Raw genomic sequence first — 18,819 nt, forward strand, 5'->3', positions numbered from 1 at the left:
CCGCATGGGTGAACGCTCCCCGCCAATGCGGGGCGAAGGATTGATCGACGCCGTGTTTCGAGCAACACCAATTTCAATGAGCGAAGGTTTTTGAGCTCGTTTTTTCATTCAGTGAAAAGAGCGATGTCGAACGGCATGCCGGGCGCGGACGGAGCGAAAACAGCGGAGAGATCGGCACCGGCGCGCATCGCGGGCCTGCTGCGTCATCTCGGGGCGGCGGGGGCGGGCGGCGCGCGCCTGAGCGCGCTCGCCGAGGCCTCGGGTCTTCCGGCCCCGACGGCCCTGCGCCTGCTGCGGGCCCTGGTGGCCGAGGGGCTGGTCGATCTCGATGCGGCGGCCAAGACCTACCGGCTCGGCCTCGGGCTGTTCCGCCTCGCCGCGCAGGCCGGCAACCCGCTCGGCCTGCGCGACCTCGCCCGTCCCGCCCTCCTGCGGCTGACGGGGGCGCTCGGCGAGACGATCTTCCTTCTCGTGCGCAGCGGCTACGACGCGGTCTGCATCGAGCGCACCGCCGGGCCGCTGCCGATCCGCTCCTTCACCGGCGACATCGGCGGCACGGTGATGCTCGGCCTCGGGCAGGGCGCGATGGCGATCCTCGCGCATCTCTCGGAGGAGGAGCAGGAGGCGGTGATCCGCTACAACCTGCCCCGGATCCGCGAGGCGACGAGCCTCGACGAGGCCTATCTGCGCACCGAGATCACGCGGACGCGGGATCTCGGCTACTGCGCGGCCTCCTCCGGCCTGATCCCCGGCATGGCCGGGCTCGGCGTGCCGATCCTCGGCCCGGACGGAACCGCCGTGGCGGCGCTCAGCGTCGGCAGCACCGTCGACCGCCTCACCGGCGAGCGCAGCACCGCGATCGCCGGCATGCTGATGCGCGAGGCCGCCGGAATCGCGGCGCACCTCAACCCGTTCGACGCCACCCTGCGCCGTGCCGGCGCCGCGATGGAACGGCCCTGAGGCCAGCCCGCACCGTCCCGGCGGACACGGTCCGGGAGCCGTGCTGCGCGATCTCGGCCTCCCCGAAGCTCACCGTCCGGGTGGGAGCTCCCGGATGATTTTTTATTACTGAGATTGTGTTTGAGACATGCTTCGATGTGGGGGAACGTGTGTGAAATAGCGGGTCCGGATGCGGGAATGCCGGAGGTTGCGCCCTCATCGATCGCCCGAACGGCACGGCGTAACAACCAGTGATTACAATTCATACGTTCACAAGTTGTATATTGCCGCATGACGGACACCCCGCCGGGCGGCGTCGCAGCCGCCGTGCGGGCCCGGCGCTCGTCGTGCCGGAGGCGGCCTTCGCGGTTCCCGATCGGCTTCGCCCCTTCCGGACCGGTCACCTCTGCGGCGGGAGGCGCTCTCGGCGGGCTTGGATTCCGTGCATCGCCGTGTCCCGGCGGATCACGGGGCGCGGATCTGAAGCCGCGAGCCGCTCAGTCCGCGGATGATGGAACCCGCACCGCCCTTCATGCCGCGGTGGCCGGCATCGCGGCCCTCGCCGCACGCCCGGGCGATGATCCACTGCTCCGGCGCCCGGGAGCAGCGATCCGGCGTGCATGCCGCCTGCGCTGGCCGGAGGGCGCCTCGCGCTATTTCGGCATGGGAGCGGGGCGCTTGCCACGGGTGTTGTGCCGATCGAGCAGCACGCCCGGATGCTGCGGCGTCCGATCGTCGCTTCGCAATGCCGGCGGTCATACGGTTTCCGGATGATCGCTTCGCGATGCGGAAACCGGCCTCGCTCAGGCGCCGCGCGGGCTCGTGATACGGTTTCCGAAAGTGATCTTCCGGAAACCGTATCAGACCCGCTCGATAAGCACGGAGCGATGTTCCCGGCCACCGGGCAGCCGGGCCGGCATCGGCGCGCGCCGCCGCGGCTCCGGTGACCCGGGCCAGCCGAAGCGACTGGGGCCCTCGCCGGATCAGTTGAGATGCTGGCGCCGCTCTGCCACGAGCTTGCTCAGATCCCGGCCGAGTTCCAAGAGCAGCATGTCGGCGAGCTTGAGCAGGAAGGGGCGTCTCGTCTCGGCGATCGCCTCGCGGGCCGACAGGAACAGGTCGGCGGCGCGTTCGAGCGGGTGATGGGGCGGGGTGACCGGGCCGGCATCGCCATCGTCCTCCCACTTGCGCTCGGTGATCTCCATGATCACGCCGCGGCTGCGCGAGGGACGGCCGGACCTGTCGAGGTAGAACCGGCCGCGAGCCAGCACCCAGCACACGCCGCGCTGCCGCGGGCATGTGCGGTACCGTGCCACGTACGGGCCGGCGCGCCTCGCGGCATCGCCGATGGTCGTGGCGACCCGCTCGCGGTCGTGCGGGTGGATGCCGGCGGCGTAATCCTCGAACGGCAGGCCGGTCCTGGCCTGTTCCGGGTCGAGGCCGAACAGATGCGCCAGGACATCATCGGTGTAGAGACGGTTGGCCGGAATGTCCCAGTCCCAGGTGCCGAGGGCTTCCGAGAGCTCCAGCTCGCCAAGCGGACCCGCTTCTGCATAGGTTGTGCGATACGAGCCCGGCACCGGCGTCTCCCCTCACCCTGCCATGACACAATCATACATGGTGCGATATCGTTGCCGGCAATCGTAAATTGGTACTACCAATTGATGACCGACATCCGGTCCGGATTTCCATGCAAGTTGATGGATCGGGTCCGGGGCTCTCCCGCTCCGGCCTTGACGCCGAGGCCGCCCCGGATGCGGGCGCGTGAACCGGTCGTCCGGTTTCGGCAGTGCGATGCCCGAATGGAATCGATCGGAACGCCTCGCCCCGCGGCGGGGCGTGAGTCATGATGCGGTTGCCCGCGTCCGGCACAGCTGCGGATCCCGGACGAGATGCTGCCCGACCGGCGGCGCGGCCGGCTCCGGGTGGGTCGGACGCCCGGGCGCGCGACGGCAATAGACCCACAGGGCAGCCACAACCGTAAGTCCGCTTGCCCCGAACGGCGCGGCCGCGAGCGCGATCAAGGGACCGGCCGGCTCCCACAGGCCGACCGCTGTCAGGAGGCCGCCGAGCCAAGCGGCAAAGGCATAGAACAGCACCATACGAGCCTCAGCCAAGCATCTGCGTGTGTTGCAAGACAACGCCCCTGCCGCTGGTCCGGCAAACGTGCATTTCGGAAAGCTGTTTTCCGCGAAACGCAGTTGATGCCCTTGCGGGTGGCCACGATCGTCATCGATCGGTCCGCCGCGTCTCCGGATTTCCACCGCGCGCACGCATCGGAAGGGGTCGATGCTCATGCCGCGATCGTAGCGCTGGCGATGCTTTTGTGACGGCTGCGAGACCGGGAAGGACTGCACGAACTCAATAAAATCTACCGAACATTCACCATAAAGCGTGCCGAAAAACCACTCCGATGTGGAAAATGCCGGGGACGTATGGCGGTGTCTCTACCTCAGGTTGTTAAACCGAGCCCGGCAAGGTACTCCCCCTGAGGATATGTCCGCGAGAGAACAGCCGCTCGATGCCGCATACCCAGGTTTTGCGCGACATGGCTCTCTTCGTCGAAGTGGCCAAGCGGAAGAGTTTCAGCCAGGCCGCGGCCGCCCTCGACATGCCGGTCTCCTCGCTCTCGCGCCGCATCACGCAGTTCGAAGCCGCGGTGGGGCTGCGGCTCCTCGACCGGACCACCCGCAAGCTCGCGCTCACGGCCTATGGCGAGGCCTATCTCGCCGAGGCGACGCGCGTGGTGGAGGAGGCCCAGCGCAGCTTCGATGAACTGGTCGCGCAGGCGCGAGGGCCGAGCGGCTTGCTGAAGGTGGCGGCGCCCACGGATTTCTGGGCGGTGCAGCACCTGCCGGACATCGTGTCCGCCTTCACCGAGCGGCACGAGCACCTCCATGTTCACTTGGACTTGCGAACCTCGCAGATCGATCTGGTGCGCGAGGATTACGACCTTGCCATCTGCACCGAATTGCCGCGGGAGGCCTCGCTGATCGTGCGCAAGATCGGCTCGATCGAGATCGGGCTCTTCGCCGCGCCGGCCTACCTGCTGGCGCAGGGCCGGCCCGAGCACCCGGCCGACCTGGGCGAGCACGAGGTTCTCCTGCCGGTCCCGGCGGCGAGCGCGACGTGGCGGTTCAGCCGCGGCGGCGAGACCGTCTCGGCGGTCGTGGGCGGCCGCTTCTCCTGCAACAGCCTCAGCATCGCGCGGCGCCTCGCCATCACCGGGCGCGGCATCGCCGCGCTGAGCGTGATCGACGTCGAGCGCGATCTCCACCGGGGCCGCCTGGAGCCGGTGCTGACCGACTGGCTCGTCCCGCCGATGGACGTCTACATCGTCACGACCTCCCGCCTCGTGCCGACGAAGGTGCGGCACTTCATCGATTTCCTCACGCAGCGCCTGAGCACGGTCTTCTCCGAGGGCCCGAGCCTCGCGCGCTGGGTCGCGGAGGAGGGCAGCCTCGATCCGATCGCGCTGAAACCGCGATCGCGTGCCCGCGTCTGACCGCGCCGCCCAAGCAGAGCCGCCCAAGCAGAGCCGCCCAAGCAGAGCCGCCCAAGCAGAGCCGCCCAAGCAGAACTCCGCAGCGCGATTCCGCCGAGGTCCTTGTCGTCGCATCATCGTCGCCGCCGAACCGGTGACCATTTCGGCGAATGAGGCCGAGCGACGATCCGGCTGACACCTGCCGACTGATACGGTTTCCGGACGATCACTTTCGGAAACCGGATCACGAGCCCGCGCGGCGCCTGAGCGAGGCCGGTTTCCGCATCGCGAAGCGATCATCCGGAAACCGTATGACACCTGCCGATGCGGCCGCAGCGCCTGCCCCTCCGCGAGGGCCACGCCGAACCGCGGGGCCGACGGGCACCGCCTGCGCATCAGGTCCGGGCCCCTCATCGTCATTGCTTCCATCACCGCGCGTGCGGGCGGCGGGCGGTTCCGGCCGGCGGCGGATGCCCGCGCCCGCCGCCCGGGACGGTTCTGCCGGTGAAGGATCATCGCGGTCGCCCGACGCGGAATGGTTCCGCATCGATCGTGGAAAAGACCTTTCCATCCTGGCTTCTACCGAACGGACAAGCCGTGCGCCAAAACATCCGGCAACGTTTGTAGTCGCTCATCAGGATATTCGTGAGAAAAGTCCTAACGCGACGCAGCAGCACCGTTCCCGCTCCGTGGTCGGAGCCTTCAAATTCTGGACAAAGGCGCGCTGATGGCTACGCAGACATTTGACGATTCGCTTGGCGCTACGGGCAATCCGCTGACGATCGGTGGCTACGTCTACGCATTGCGCGACGATGCGGGTGCCGCCGCCGGCACGCTGCGCGTCGAGCGGGAGCTGCTCAGCGACGCCGCCCTCGGCGTGAGCTCCGGATTGAGCTCCACCACCGGATATCTCTCGATCTCGCAGGTCTCGGGCACCGCCTTCAACCTGGAACGCCTGACGGTCAACCGGGACATCGCCGTCCTGAGCGGCGCCACCTTCGTCGGCTACCGGAACGGCACGCCCGTGGCCACGCGGACGGTCGACAGCCTGCTCACGATCGGCGACCAGCAGATCGGCTTCTCCGGCAGCAACTGGCAGAACCTCACCGAGGTCCGGATCTTCTCGGGCGATCTCCTCGCCGTGAATCTCGGCGTCGGCTTCGCGATCGACGACGTCGTCACAACGGACACCACGGCCCCGCTCGCGCCGACGCTCAGCGCGGGCACGGGTGCCACCACGGACAACACGCCGACGCTGACGGGCACGGCGGAGATCGGCAGCACGGTCACGATCTACAACGGCTCCGCGCAGCTCGGCACCACGACGGCGGGCGCCGACGGGACCTTCAGCTTCACCCCGGCGGCCCCGCTGGCGGACGGGACCTACAACCTGACCGCCCAGGCCGCCGATGCGAGCGGCAACACCAGCGCTCCTTCGGCGGCGGTCGGCCTTCAGATCGACGCCACCGCCCCGGGGGCCCCGGTCTTCACGGCCGGCGGCGGCCTCACCAACGACACCACGCCGACCCTGTCGGGGCAGGCCGAGGCCGGCAGCACGGTGACCGTCTATGACGGCACCGCCGTGCTCGGCACGGCGATCGCGGGATCGGACGGGCGCTTCAGCGTCACGCCGACCACCGCCCTGGGCCAGGGCAGCTACAGCCTGACGGCCACCGCCACGGACGCGCTCGGCAACACCTCGCCGGTCTCGGCGGCGCTCGCGCTGACGCTCGACCTCACCGCGCCCGGCGCTCCGATCCTGGCGCCGCTCGGAGTCACCAACGACACCACGCCGGTGATCACCGGCACGGCGGATGCCGGCACCACCGTCACGATCCGCAACGGCGAGACGGTGCTCGGCACCGCCGTGGCCGATGCCGGCGGCGCCTTCGCCTTCACGCCGACCACCGACCTCCCGGCCGGCCTCCTGAGCCTGACCGCGACCGCCACGGACGCCGCCGGCAACGTCTCGCCGGCCTCGGCAGTTGTGGCGCTCACCATCGACACGGCGGCCCCGACAGCGCCGACGATCACGCCGCTGGCTCCGACCAACGACACCACGCCGACCATCACCGGCACGGCGGAAGCCGGGGCCACCGTCACCCTGCTCGACGGCGCGACCGTTCTCGGCACCACGATCGCCGCGCCGGATGGCCGCTTCTCGCTCACGCCCGCGGCGGCGCTGCCGACCGGCACGCTGAACCTGACCGCGACCGCCACGGATGCCGCCGGCAACGTCTCGCCGGCCGCCGCCGTCGCGCTCACCATCGACACGGCGGTGCCGACCGTGCCGGTCCTGGCGCCGCTCGGGGCCACCAACGACACCACGCCGGTGATCACCGGCACGGCGGATGCCGGCACCACCGTCACGATCCGCAACGGCGAGACGGTGCTGGGCACCGCCGTGGCCGATGCCGGCGGCACCTTCGTCTTCACGCCGTCCACCGCCCTTCCGGACGGCACCCTGAACCTGACCGCGACCGCCACGGATGCCGCCGGCAACGTCTCGGGCGCCTCCACGGCGCTCGCGCTGACGATCGACACCGCCGCTCCCGGCGCCCCGGTCCTCGATCCGCCCGGCACGACCGCCGACAGCACGCCCACCGTGACCGGCACGGCGGAGGCCGGCGCCACCGTCACCCTCCTCAACGGCACCGCGGTGCTCGGCAGCGCGGTCGCGGACGGCACCGGCGCCTTCGCCATCACCCCCACGGTTCCGCTGCCGGACGGCGCCCTCCAGCTGACGGCGACCGCGCGGGACCCGGCCGGCAACCTCTCGCCCGTCTCGAGTGCCGTCTCGCTCACCATCGACACGAGCGTGCCCGGGGCCCCCAGCCTCGCCTACGTGCCGCCGACGAGCGACACCACGCCGGTCATCACCGGCACGGCGGGGGCGAACGACACGATCACCATCGCCAACGGCGCGACCATCGTCGGCAGCGGGGTCGCCGGTCCGAGCGGCGCCTTCTCGATCGAACTCACCACGCCGCTCGCCGAGGGCAGCAACGCCCTCACGGTGACGGCCACGAGCCCCGGCGGCACGGTCTCCCCGGCCGCGCCGCTGGCCGTGCTGGTCGACACCATCGATCCGCTTGTGCCGACGCTCACGGCCTTCCCGAGCCCCACCAACGACGCGACGCCGGCCATCACCGGCACTGCCGAGGCCGGCACCACCGTCACGATCCGCAACGGCGAGGCGGTGCTCGGCTCCGTCGTGGCGGACGTCACCGGCAGCTTCGTCTTCACGCCCGCGTCTCCGCTCGGGGACGGCGCCGCGACGCTCACGGCCCAGGCGCAGGACGCCGCCGGCAACCTCTCGCCGGTCTCCGCCCCCGTCACGCTCGTCGTCGACACGGCCCTTCCGGGCGTGCCGACCCTTACCGTGCCGGCCGCGACGAACGACACCACGCCGGTCGTCACCGGCACCGCCGAGGCGGGCAGCACGGTGACGATCCTCAACGGCAGCGCGGCCGTCGGGACGGTGGTCGCCGGCAGCGACGGGACCTACGCGGTCACCCTGACCACCCCGCTCGCGGATGGGCCGGTCACCCTGACGGCACAGGCGCGGGACGCCGCCGGCAACGTGGCGACCTCCGCCGCGGCCACGCTGGTGGTCGACACCGCCGCACCGGGCGCCCCGACCCTGGCCGACCTCCCGGACGTGATCGGATCGGCGAGGCCGACCATCACCGGCACGGCGGAAGCCGGCGCCACCGTCACGGTCAGCAACGGCGACACGGTGCTGGGCACGGCGATGGCGGATGCGAGCGGCGCCTTCAGCCTGACGCCGACGATCCCGCTGCCGGACGGCGGCGCCTCGCTCACCGCGACCGCTTGGGACGCGGCCGGCAACGGTTCGCCGGTCTCCGCCGCCCTCGCCGTCGTGGTCGACACCACCGCGCCGGCCGCACCGGTGATCACCACGGCGTCCGGCACCACACCCGACAACACGCCCGATCTCGCCGGCACGGCGGAGGCCGGTGCCACCGTCACCATCCTGGATGACGGGGCGGTGCTGGGCGCGGTGCAGGCGGATGCCCAGGGCAACTGGTCGTTCACGCCGGGGACCGCCCTCGCCGAGGGCGTGAACCTCATCACCGCGACCGCGACGGACGCGGTCGGCAACACCAGCCCGGCCTCGGCCGGCGTCAGCCTGACGGTCAATTCGGGCGCGCCGCCCGCTCCCGTCCTGTCGGGGTCCGGCGGACCGACCAACGACAACACGCCGAGCGTCGCGGGCACGGCCGCGCCCGGCACCACGGTCACCATCCGGAATGGCGACACGGTCATCGGTACGGCGGTGGCGGATGCGAGCGGCGCCTTCACCGTCACGCCGGACGCGCCGCTGGGCGACGGCAGCTACGACCTCACCGCCACGGCCACCGATGGCGTGGGCCGGACCAGCACGCCTTCTGCGCCGCTGAGCCTGACCATCGACACGGCGCCGCCCGGGACCGCGACCCTCACCGGCGGGGGCGGAGCGACCTCCGATTCCACGCCGGAGATCACCGGCACGGGCGAGCCCGGCACAACCGTGACGCTGCTCGACGGCACCACGCCCGTCGGCTCGTCCACGGTCGGGCCGGACGGCACCTTCGCGGTCAGCCCGACCGATCCGCTCGCTGAGGGAGCGCACGATCTCACCGTGCGGCTCACCGATCCGGCCGGCAATGTCGGTGCGCCCTCCGATCCGATCCGCGTCGTCGTCGGCGCCGATCCGGGGGCCGGTCCGTCCACGGGAGGCGTGCCGGATGAACCGACCGGCGTCGTCGTCGGCACCCCCTCGCCGCTGCCGGACGTCACGGTGTCCGGCTCCACCCCCGACCTGACCGTGACCCTCATCGGCACCGGCGGCACGATCGGCGGCCTGACCGACGCGGACGGCGATCCGGCGAACGGAATCCAGCTCACCGGAACGCCGGAGGCCATCAACGGCGCGCTCGCCGGGGCGACCTTCACGGCGACCGGTCCCGGGGCGGCTTCGGTCACGATCGTGGTCGATGACGGCGTGCGCCCGCCGGTCCGCACCGAGCTGCCGATCCTGGCCGCCGCCCCGTTCATGTTCACGGAGGGAGACGACACCTACACCGACATCGATGCGGGCCGCGATCTCGCCGGGCTCGGCGGGAACGACACCATCGACGGGGCCGGGGGCAGCGACCGGATCTCGGGCGAGGCCAGCGACGACCGCCTGCTGGGCGGCCTGGGCGACGACACCGTCTGGGGCGGCAGCGGCGTCGACACGATCTTCGGCGAACTCGGCGACGACGTGCTGTTCGGCCAGGACGACGACGACTTCATCGGCGCCGGCGCCGGCAACGACTTCGCGTCGGGCGGCTACGGCAACGACGAGGTGCACGGCGAGGCCGGCAACGACCTCCTGTTCGGCGACGAGGGCCGGGACGGCGTCTACGGCGAGGACGGCGACGATCTCGTGTATGGCGGCAGCGGCGACGACTTCGTCACGGGCGATGCCGGCAACGACCAGGTCTTCGGTCAGAGCGGCAACGACCACGTCTCGGGCGGGGACGGCAACGACTTCGTCTCGGGAGGGGAGGGTGACGATGCGGTGTTCGGCGATGCCGGCGAGGATCTGATCTTCGGCGACACCGGCAACGACCGGATCAATGCCGGATCGGGTCACGACCTCGCCTATGGCGGCGAGGGCCAGGACGTGCTGTTCGGCGAGGACGGCAACGACGCCCTCTACGGCCAGGAGGACAACGACTTCCTGGGCGGGGGTGCCGGCGACGATCTCCTGTCGGGTGGGGCGGGCATCGACTCGCTCTACGGCGAGGATGGCAACGACGTCCTGTTCGGCAATGCCGGCGACGACGAACTCGTCGGCGGGGCGGGAGCGGACGTCTTCGCCTTCGGACGCGGCGACGGCCACGATCTGGTCCGCGACTTCGTGACGGGCACGGACGTGATCGCGTTCAATGGAGGCGTGTTCACCGCGTTCGCGGAGGTGCAGGCGGCCACGCAGCAGGTCGGGGCCGATACGGTCATCACCTATGGCGCGGGCGACACGATCACGCTCCAGAACAACCAGGCATCGAACCTCACGGCCAACAGCTTCACCTTCAGCTGAGGCTTCGATCCCGGGGGCGGGCGCCTCGCGTGCCCGTCCCCAGCGCAGAACCGCTCGATCCTGTCATCCCGCTTCCGACCTCCCGACGAGGCCGGCGGCGGGATCAACCGATTCGATGGGCTGCCGATCCCCGCCGGAGATCCTTCGGGGAAACCGTATCAGTTTCCCCGCCGCCCCGATCGCGCGGGCGTGGCGGCGCGGCGCCGGGTGCCGTCGCGGGGGGCCTTGTCCGTGCTGCCGGCCGCCTCGGCCTCCACGAAGGCCAGGCAGCGCTTGCGGGTCTCGGGATCATCGATCTGGATGAAGGCCCGCAGCAAAGCCGAGGCCTCGACCAAGCTCGCCTGCCCGTCCCATCCCATCGGGGGCGGCACCGCGCCCCGGTGCAGCACGGCCGCCGTGACGTTCAGGGCGTCGGCGATCTCGTCGAGCGTCCGCTGGGCCGGCTCCGGGAGCTTCGGCGACGTGCGGGGCTCAGCCTCTGCCTGCGGTCCGCCCAGGACGCGGCCTCTCGCGCGATAAGATGGATCGGAATAGCCCATGACCCGTATTCCCTGCGGCCCGCTCGGCCGCACGCCGTCGGCCTGCGCTCGAAACGGCAAGCCCGCAGCACATTGTATGCCACAGATCCGCACCGGGCTCATCGGGCGGTCGGATTTCCTGTCATCACGATGAAGATTTTCCGCCCGCTCTTGCTCCTGGGTGACGGTAGACGAGACTTCTCCTCGGCCCTGCCCGGATTTGCCCGGTGCAGCGGCTCACGAATCGCGTGCTCGATTGCCCGGACGGAACCGCAGGGAGCGATTCTGTTGAGGATCTCGGTTCCGCATCGTTCTCGCGGCCGAACCGGCAGCCATGTCGGTCCCCGATGCGGCGGCCTCCGCGGTTCGCCCCGCGTGCCGGTCGTCATGTCAGGCGCCGGCGGCGCATCGCCAGAAGCTCGGCCTCCGGACGATAGCGGCCCTCCGCGGAGAGGCGCACGAGGCGCCGGAAATAGCCGCCCGGGTTGTGGATCCGGTCCTGGCCCGAGGAGACGTCGTCGTCGTGCAGCTGCGCGACGATGAGCACCAGAAGGGCCGCCCGCACCGGTCCCAGCGTCGTGCAGGCCTCGGCCCAGGCGCTCTGATGCGCGCCGATCGAAGCCCGCAGCAATCGCCCTGCGCTGAGGATGTCGTGCTCGCCACGCAGGTCCCCGCCCATGAGATCGCGGACCACCGGGCAGGCCTGCGTGATCAGCGCGGGTTCGACACCCGCAGGTGGATGGTCGGTGGGGCGGTCCGGTCCGGCAATCCCCGCCGAGCCCTTGCTCCAAGACTCCCTGGGAGAGTCGTGATCTGTTTCATTATGGCGGCAAATGCTGCCGTCATACCCGGCTGCGTAGAAGCGTTCCTCGGTCATCTGGCGCAGCTCGGCCCAGGCGGCGAGCACCCGTTCCGGGTCGCCGGCACCGCGGCGCCGGGGTGAGGCGGCGTCGAGACCCGCCTGCGCCTCGACGAGGTCGGCGATCGGTGTCTCCGGGTAGCGGTCCGCCAGCGCCCGCAAGGCTTCGGCGACCGCGCGCTGGTGGGCGGTCAGCAGATCGAAGGCGAGCCGCCGCCGTTCGAGCGTCTCGGCGCGCGCCCGGATCGCGCTCGCCCATTCCCCGCGCCGGGCATGGAGCGGGGTCAGGTCGAACCCGAAGGCGTCGACGATCGCGCCGCTCCGGGCCCGGACGGCGTAGCGCTTGCCGTTGGCCGAGTCCTTGGGCGTGATGAGCTCCATGGCGACGAGGTCGCGCAGGGCGTAGCGCACCGCCCGCTCGGACAGGCCCGTCCGCGTGACCAGGTACTCGTTCGAGGGCCACACGATCAGGCGCGCCCATTCCTGCTCGCCCCACACGGCGACGAGTTCGGAGAGCACGAGGCGCAGCGACGGCCGCAGGGCGAGTGCCTTGCCGGCCTCCCTGGCGGATGCGGACAGTTCCTTGCGCGTCACCGTGCGCCCGTCGTTGAGGACGCGTCTCCTCCCTGCGAGAGCGGCACGCGTGAGCGGCCGGCTCCCGGTCTGAACCATCTCCATCCTACCTCCTTGAAGGAGGCAAAGCGGGACCGTTCGCCCGAGCGGGCGTCATTGACGATGCAGGAGGGAGGGGCTAGAAGGAGGGTGCTAATCCGGTCTTCTAGGTGCTCCCCAGCACCCTATGAGATCCAAAAGGCCTCGAGGTCCCCACCTTGAGGCCTTTTTGCTTTGCCGCCGTCTCTACATTTTCCGCTCCGAGAAGGTCTGCTCCAGGGCGTGGATGATCGCCAAGCGCCGATTCGGGAATTGTCCCGCCTCGACGGCCCGGTCGATCGCAGCCTGGATGTGCGCCGGCACCCACACGTTCGTCTCACGCTCGCCGAGGGCTTTGCGGGCCTCCCGCAGCTTCTTCACGCGCGCTTGAGACAGAGGGTCAGCCATACACACCCGCTCCACGACTCGTAGCGCTACGAGTCCTGTCATGACTCCGCGGAGAAGGGCAATGCTGCCCGGGAATTGGCCGGTGGATGCAACCTCGGCGCACGAATTCGGAGCGATTCGCAGCTATCGCGTGCGGGATTCCGGGCCGGAACGAAGCCCGAATCCTCCCGGCTCAGCTCGGATGACGGAATTCAATTGCGAATCCGCCTGAATCAACAGGATCACCGCGAATCGTGACGAGCCGGGACTTCCGCGGGCATCGGGATCACGGGTCCCGGGTGAGCGCGACGGAGTGGACGAAGCGGCCGGTCTGGGGCGTGTTCACGGCTCAGGACGGCGACGCCCGCAGCCACGCGATGAAGCGGTCGAGCGCCGTGTTCGGCCGGCGCAGGCTCGGCCAGACCAGGTAGTAGCGCCCGGGCGTCGCCACGGCCTGCGGGAAGGCCCGGATGAGCCGCCCCGCGGCGATCTCCTTCTCGGCCAGGAAGTCCGGCAGGAGCGCGACGCCGAGACCGAGCGCGGCGGCCTCGGCCATGGTGGTGAACTGGTCGAACAGCATGCCGCGCAGGTCGTCGGCGCGGCAGCCCTGCGCCTCGAACCACTCCTCCCAGGCGCCGGGACGGCTGTCGAGATGCAGGAGCGGCAGGCGCAGCAGCGCCGCCGGATCGGACGCCGCCTGCGCCAGGAGCCCCGGCGCGCAGGCCGGGACGACGCGCTCCTGCGCCAGTTCGAGATACGCGACGCCCGGCCAGTCGCGGGCGCCGTAATGGATGGCCGCGTCGAACTTCTCCTGCGCGAAGTCGAAGGGGGCGAGGCGCGTGCTCAGATGGACCACCACCTCCGGATGCCGCCCGGCGAAGCGGGCGAGCCGCGGGCCGAGCCAGTGCGTGCCGAAGGCCGGGAGGATCGCGAGGCTCAGGGCGTCCTGCGACCCGCTCGCCCGGAGCTTCAGGCTCGCCCTGGCGAGATCCTGCAGGCAGGCGCGCACCGCCCGGGCGTAATCGGCGCCGGCCGGGGTCAGCGTGAGATGGCGGCCCTGCCGGACCAGCAGGGCGACGCCGATCTGCTCCTCCAGGACCTTGAGCTGGCGGCTCACGGCCGAATGGGTCAGCGACAAGTCCTGCGCCGCCGCGCTCGCCCCGCCGAGCCGATCGACCGCTTCGAGCGCCAGCAGCGAGCGGATCGAGGGTAGGAACCGGCGCGGCGCGATCATGTGCGTTTTCCTCCAGGGCAGGCGAGAATCTTTCGCTTATGGCAGGCCACGGGCGCGCGTACCCTGTCCATCACCGAACACGAGCCGGCGAGAGCCGCGGCCGATCCCGGAGCGTTCCATGAGTCACCTGGATGTCCTCGCCGCCGCGGGCCTGACCCCCGAGGACCTGACCGGCGGCCACCTCGTCGTCCGCTCCCCGATCGACGGGGCCGAGCTGGCGCAGGTGCGCGAGACGGACGCTTCGGCCATGCCGGCGGTGATCGCCCGCGCCAGGACGGCGTTCAAGGCGTGGCGGATGGTGCCGGCGCCGCGCCGGGGCGAGTTCGTGCGCCTGCTCGGCGAGGAGCTGCGCGCCGCCAAGACCGCGCTCGGTGCGCTGGTGACGCTGGAGGTCGGCAAGATCACCTCGGAGGGCCTGGGCGAGGTCCAGGAGATGATCGACATCTGCGACTTCGCCGTCGGCCTGTCGCGCCAGCTGCACGGGCTCACCATCGCCTCGGAGCGGCCCGGCCACCGCATGAGCGAGACGTGGCACCCGCTGGGGCCGTGCGGCGTCATCTCGGCCTTCAACTTCCCGGTCGCGGTCTGGAGCTGGAACGCGGCCCTCGCGCTGGTCTGCGGCGATCCGGTGATCTGGAAGCCGTCCGAGAAGACGCCGCTCACCGCGCTCGCCACCCACCGCATCGTGCAGCGGGCGCTCGCCCGCTTCGGCAAGGACGCGCCCGAGGGGCTGTGCCAGCTCGTCATCGGCGGGGCGGCGATCGGCGAGGCGCTGGTCGCCTCGCCCGACGTGCCGATCCTGTCGGCGACGGGATCGACCCGCATGGGCGCGCGCGTCGGTCCGGCGGTCATGGCCCGCTGGGGCCGGCCGATCCTCGAACTCGGCGGCAACAACGCCATGATCGTCGCCCCCTCGGCCGATCTCGACATGGCGGTGCGTGCCATCCTGTTCTCGGCGGTCGGCACTGCCGGCCAGCGCTGCACCAGCCTGCGCCGCCTCATCGTCCACCGCTCGATCAAGGACGCCCTCGTCGCCCGCCTCGCCGAGGCCTATCGCAGCCTGACGGTCGGCGATCCGCGCGAGCCGGGCGTGCTGGTCGGCCCGCTGATCGACCGGGACGCCCTCTGCGCCATGCAGCGCGCGCTCGATGCGGCCCGGGCCGAAGGCGGGATCGTGCAGGGCGGCGCGGCCGTCACCGAGGGGGTGCCCGGGGGCGCCTACGCGGCCCCGGCGATCGTCCTGATGCCGGGCCAGACCGCGACGGTGCGCATCGAGACCTTCGCGCCCATCCTCTACGTGATGGGCTACGACACGCTGGAGGAGGCGATCGATCTCCAGAACGACGTGCCGCAGGGCCTGTCCTCCTGCATCTTCACCCTCGATCTGCGCGAGGCGGAGACCTTCCTGTCGGCGGCGGGCTCGGATTGCGGCATCGCCAACGTCAATATCGGGCCCTCGGGCGCCGAGATCGGCGGTGCCTTCGGCGGCGAGAAGGAGACCGGCGGGGGCCGCGAATCCGGCTCCGACGCCTGGAAGGGCTACATGCGCCGCCAGACCGCCACGGTGAACTATTCCACGCAGCTCCCGCTCGCCCAGGGGGTGAGGTTTGACCTCTGAGCCCCGCTCCAACCTCTGGCGCGCCAGCAGCCGGGAGACCGTGACGGCTCCAGCTCTCGACCGCGACCGGACGGTCGATCTGGCGATCATCGGGGGCGGCTTCACGGGCTGCGCCGCCGCCCTCGAGGCGCGCCGGCGGGGCGCCTCCGTCTGCCTCCTCGAGGCGGAGAGTTTCGGCCATGGCGGCTCGGGGCGGAATGTCGGCCTCGTCAATGCCGGCCTGTGGCTGCCGCCCGAGGCGGTCCTCGCCCGGATGGGCGAGCGCGACGGCACCCGCCTGATCGCGCTCCTCGGCGAGGCGCCCGCCCGCGTCTTCGCCCTGATCGCGCGCGCGGGCATCGCCTGCGAGGCGACCCGGGCGGGCACGCTGCACTGCGCCCATTCCGCGGCCGGGCTCGCGGACCTGCGCGAGCGCCACCGCCAGGGCAACCGCTTCGGCGCCCCGCTGCAGCTCCTCGACGCCGCCGAGACGGCGCGCCGCACCGGGACCACCCGCTTCCACGGGGCGCTCTTCGATCCGCGCGCCGGCACGATCCAGCCGCTCGCCTATTGCCGCGGCCTCGCCCGGGCGGCCATCGCCGCGGGGGCGGTGCTCTGCGAGCGCTCGCCCGTCACCGGCCTGACGCGCCGGGACGACGCCTGGCTCCTCGCGAGCCGGGGCCGCACGGTGCGGGCCCGCTCCCTGCTGGTCGCGACCAACGCCTACCATCTCGGGATCGCGGCGCCGTTCAAGCCCGACTACATCCCGGTGAGCTACTGCCAGTTCGCCACCGCGCCGATGCCGCAGGCCGCGCGCGCCCGCATCCTGCCGGGCGGCGAGGGGTGCTGGGACACCGCGCCCGTCATGTCCTCGTTCCGCATCGACCAAGCGGGCCGCCTCCTCGTCGGCGGCATCGGCAACAGCGAGGGGCCGGGGGCTCCCATCCACGCGGCCTGGGCCCGGCGCAAGCTCCGGAGCCTGTTCCCCGACCTCGCCGATCTGCCCTTCGCGCATGCGTGGCGCGGCCGGATCGCGATGACGGGCGACCACGTTCCGAAGATCGTCGCCTTCGGCCCCCGCGCCTATGCCTGTTTCGGCTATTCCGGCCGCGGCATCGGGGCGGGCACCGTGTTCGGCACGCAGGCGGCCGTCGCGCTCCTCGACGAGGACCCCGACGCGCTGCCGATCACGCCGATCGCGCACCACGCCGAGCGCTTCGCGGGCCTGCGGGCGGCCTATTACGAACTCGGCGCGACGCTCACCCACGCGGTCTCGCCCCCGCCGTTCGGCGGCGTCCCGTCCCGGACCTCCCCCCGCTGACGCTCCCGCCGTGCAGGCCCGGAGGCGATCGGACCGGGACACATCCGGTCCGATCGCCTCAGCCGGCGCGGCGCAGGTTGGTGAACAGCGGCAGGCCGGTGAGCATGCCGGTGAGGTTGCTGCGATAGGCGGTCGGCTGCACGTAGCGGCCGCAGGGGATGTAGGCGCCCACGTCGAGGGCCCGGGCCTGGATCTTGGCGGCGATCGCCTGCTGGGCCGGCAGGTCGGGGGCCTCGAACCACGCGTCTCGGAGGCTCTCGAGGGGCGCATCGGTGAGCCAGCTCGGGATGCCGGCCCGCCCGATGCCCCGGGTGGCGAGGTGGTAGGCCGGCGAAAGCTGGTCGAGCCCGCCCGAGAAGATGCCGAACAGGCTCCAGCCGCCCTGATCGAGCGGTTTCGGGTTGAGGATGCGCTGGTTGACCGTCCCCCAATCGGTGGCGACGTAGTCGAGGTTCACGTCGAGGCGGCGGCAGACCTCCGCCATGACCTCGCACACGGCGTTGATGCGCGGCACGTCCGCCCCCGCGAGCAGGACGACCTTCTCGCCGCGATAGCCGGCGGCCGCGAGCTCGCGCTTGCTCCGCGCGATGTCGCGCGGCCGGGTGAGCACCGCCATCCCGGCCTCGGAGGCCATCGGGCCGCCCGGGGTGAAGATGCCGGCGGGCCCGCGCTGGATGGCCGGATCGGTGCCGGCCACCGCGTCCATCATCTCGGTCTGGTCCACGGCCCCGAGGAAGGCCCGGCAGATCGCCGGGTTGTCGAAGGGCGGCTGGAGGTGGTTGAAGCGGATCTGCCCGATGAGGCCGGCGGGCTCGACCACGCCGACCGTGACGCCGCGCGAGCGCGCGAGCTGCGGCACGAGGTCGATGTTGGGCTGCTCGATCCAGTCGACCTCGCCGGCCCGCAGGGCGCTCGCGGCCGTGGAGGGATCGGGCATGGTGCGCCATTCGACCCGGTCGAAATGCGCGATGCGCGGTCCGGCCGTGAAGCTCGCCTCGCCGTCCTCGCGCGGCCGATACCCGGCGAAGCGCTGGTAGACCGCGAGCGAGCCGGGCACGCGCTCCTCGGCGACGAAGCGGTAGGGCCCGCTGCCCACCATCTCCTTCACGGCACTCGTCGGCGGCGTCGCGGCGAGGCGCTCCGGCATGATCACCGGGACGTAGGAGGTCGGCTTGGCGAGCGCGCTCGGCAGGAGCGGGAAGGGCCGCTTCATGCGGAACTGCACGACGCGGTCGGAGGGCGCGGCGATGTCGTCCACGGCCGCGAACAGGGCGCCGCCGAAGGAATCCCGCGCCGCCCAGCGCTTCAGGCTCGCCACCACGTCGCGGGCGAGCACGGGGGTGCCGTCATGGAACAGGAGGCCCTCGCGCAGGGTCAGGCGCCAGAGCCGGCCGTCCTCCTCCATGGCGTGGCCCGCCACCATCTGCGGGTGCGCGCGGTACTGCGCGTCGAGCCCGTACAGGGTGTCGAAGACGAGGAGCGCGTGGGTGCGCGTGACGTAATTCGTGGTGATGATCGGATCGAGGAGCGCGAGATCGGCGTAAGGCACGAATCTCAGCGTCGTCTCGGCCGCCGCACGGGCGATCGCCGGATAGGCCAGGGCTCCCGCCCCGAGTTTCAGAACATCGCGCCGCTTCATGAGCGTCCTCCCGCCGACGGGCGCCCTGCAAATGGAGGGCCAGATGCGGGCGGCGTTCCGGGGCGCCCACGACCCGGGCAGTGTAGCCGTCGCGTCCTG

General features: G+C 71.4%; 12 protein-coding genes. 5 read left to right on the plus strand and 7 right to left on the minus strand.

Annotation, left to right across the window (positions count from 1 at the left end; all coding sequences use genetic code 11):
• The first annotated feature begins 123 nt into the window (after positions 1-123).
• Positions 124-960 (plus strand): IclR family transcriptional regulator, encoded by an 837-nt coding sequence (locus tag ACE101_RS10075; protein ID WP_379128668.1) that lies wholly within the window; start codon positions 124-126, stop codon positions 958-960.
• A 962-nt stretch (positions 961-1,922) separates the two neighbouring features.
• On the opposite strand, the gene ACE101_RS10080 is transcribed toward ACE101_RS10075, so the two are convergent.
• Both ACE101_RS10080 and ACE101_RS10085 read right to left on the minus strand, forming a co-directional pair.
• On the minus strand, positions 1,923-2,519 hold the full coding sequence (locus ACE101_RS10080) for a PAS domain-containing protein (protein ID WP_379128670.1): 597 nt from the start codon (positions 2,517-2,519) through the stop codon (positions 1,923-1,925).
• 264 nt (positions 2,520-2,783) lie between these two features.
• On the minus strand, positions 2,784-3,236 hold the full coding sequence (locus ACE101_RS10085) for a hypothetical protein (RefSeq protein WP_379128672.1): 453 nt from the start codon (positions 3,234-3,236) through the stop codon (positions 2,784-2,786).
• A 251-nt stretch (positions 3,237-3,487) separates the two neighbouring features.
• Here ACE101_RS10085 and ACE101_RS10090 point away from each other — a divergent pair, with 251 nt between their 5' ends.
• Together ACE101_RS10090 and ACE101_RS10095 are read left to right on the plus strand one after the other, a co-directional pair.
• Positions 3,488-4,444 carry a LysR family transcriptional regulator gene (locus tag ACE101_RS10090; protein ID WP_379128675.1) on the plus strand — a complete coding sequence of 319 codons (957 nt, stop codon included), beginning with the start codon at positions 3,488-3,490 and terminating at the stop codon, positions 4,442-4,444.
• A 706-nt stretch (positions 4,445-5,150) separates the two neighbouring features.
• Positions 5,151-10,514, plus strand: a complete 5,364-nt coding sequence (locus tag ACE101_RS10095; RefSeq protein ID WP_379128678.1) for an Ig-like domain-containing protein — start codon at positions 5,151-5,153, stop codon at positions 10,512-10,514.
• 158 nt (positions 10,515-10,672) lie between these two features.
• Here ACE101_RS10095 and ACE101_RS10100 read toward each other — a convergent pair whose 3' ends face one another.
• The 4 genes from ACE101_RS10100 to ACE101_RS10115 form a co-directional block, all read right to left on the minus strand.
• Positions 10,673-11,053 carry a hypothetical protein gene (locus ACE101_RS10100; protein ID WP_379128680.1) on the minus strand — a complete coding sequence of 127 codons (381 nt, stop codon included), beginning with the start codon at positions 11,051-11,053 and terminating at the stop codon, positions 10,673-10,675.
• 364 nt (positions 11,054-11,417) lie between these two features.
• Complete coding sequence (repC, locus tag ACE101_RS10105; RefSeq protein WP_379128682.1) at positions 11,418-12,569, minus strand: plasmid replication protein RepC; 1,152 nt, start codon at positions 12,567-12,569, stop codon at positions 11,418-11,420.
• Between the two features lie 180 nt (positions 12,570-12,749).
• Positions 12,750-12,950 carry a hypothetical protein gene (locus ACE101_RS10110; protein WP_379128685.1) on the minus strand — a complete coding sequence of 67 codons (201 nt, stop codon included), beginning with the start codon at positions 12,948-12,950 and terminating at the stop codon, positions 12,750-12,752.
• 328 nt (positions 12,951-13,278) lie between these two features.
• Positions 13,279-14,163 (minus strand): LysR family transcriptional regulator, encoded by an 885-nt coding sequence (locus ACE101_RS10115; RefSeq protein WP_379128687.1) that lies wholly within the window; start codon positions 14,161-14,163, stop codon positions 13,279-13,281.
• Between the two features lie 118 nt (positions 14,164-14,281).
• Here ACE101_RS10115 and amaB point away from each other — a divergent pair, with 118 nt between their 5' ends.
• Together amaB and ACE101_RS10125 are read left to right on the plus strand one after the other, a co-directional pair.
• Positions 14,282-15,781, plus strand: coding sequence for an L-piperidine-6-carboxylate dehydrogenase (gene amaB, locus ACE101_RS10120; protein WP_379128690.1), 1,500 nt, complete (start codon positions 14,282-14,284; stop codon positions 15,779-15,781).
• 40 nt (positions 15,782-15,821) lie between these two features.
• Positions 15,822-17,081 (plus strand): NAD(P)/FAD-dependent oxidoreductase, encoded by a 1,260-nt coding sequence (locus tag ACE101_RS10125; RefSeq protein ID WP_379128693.1) that lies wholly within the window; start codon positions 15,822-15,824, stop codon positions 17,079-17,081.
• A 58-nt stretch (positions 17,082-17,139) separates the two neighbouring features.
• Here the strand turns inward: ACE101_RS10125 and ACE101_RS10130 are convergent, their stop codons facing one another.
• A complete protein-coding gene (locus ACE101_RS10130; RefSeq protein WP_379128695.1) occupies positions 17,140-18,720 on the minus strand; it encodes an ABC transporter substrate-binding protein in 1,581 nt (526 codons plus the stop codon).
• Positions 18,721-18,819 lie beyond the last annotated feature (99 nt).

It is taken from the genome of Methylobacterium carpenticola, assembly GCF_042748905.1.
Taxonomy (GTDB): domain Bacteria; phylum Pseudomonadota; class Alphaproteobacteria; order Rhizobiales; family Beijerinckiaceae; genus Methylobacterium; species Methylobacterium carpenticola.

What these genes read in the sequence shown, in the direction of transcription:
- ACE101_RS10095 (WP_379128678.1), top strand. Translation starts at nt 5,151, where the DNA reads ATGGCTACGCAGACATTTGACGATTCGCTTGGCGCTACGGGCAATCCG.
- ACE101_RS10110 (WP_379128685.1), bottom strand. Translation starts at nt 12,950, where the DNA reads ATGGCTGACCCTCTGTCTCAAGCGCGCGTGAAGAAGCTGCGGGAGGCC.
- ACE101_RS10090 (WP_379128675.1), top strand. Translation starts at nt 3,488, where the DNA reads ATGGCTCTCTTCGTCGAAGTGGCCAAGCGGAAGAGTTTCAGCCAGGCC.
- repC (WP_379128682.1), bottom strand. Translation starts at nt 12,569, where the DNA reads ATGGAGATGGTTCAGACCGGGAGCCGGCCGCTCACGCGTGCCGCTCTC.
- ACE101_RS10085 (WP_379128672.1), bottom strand. Translation starts at nt 3,236, where the DNA reads ATGAGCATCGACCCCTTCCGATGCGTGCGCGCGGTGGAAATCCGGAGA.
- amaB (WP_379128690.1), top strand. Translation starts at nt 14,282, where the DNA reads ATGAGTCACCTGGATGTCCTCGCCGCCGCGGGCCTGACCCCCGAGGAC.
- ACE101_RS10130 (WP_379128695.1), bottom strand. Translation starts at nt 18,720, where the DNA reads ATGAAGCGGCGCGATGTTCTGAAACTCGGGGCGGGAGCCCTGGCCTAT.
- ACE101_RS10115 (WP_379128687.1), bottom strand. Translation starts at nt 14,163, where the DNA reads ATGATCGCGCCGCGCCGGTTCCTACCCTCGATCCGCTCGCTGCTGGCG.
- ACE101_RS10100 (WP_379128680.1), bottom strand. Translation starts at nt 11,053, where the DNA reads ATGGGCTATTCCGATCCATCTTATCGCGCGAGAGGCCGCGTCCTGGGC.
- ACE101_RS10075 (WP_379128668.1), top strand. Translation starts at nt 124, where the DNA reads ATGTCGAACGGCATGCCGGGCGCGGACGGAGCGAAAACAGCGGAGAGA.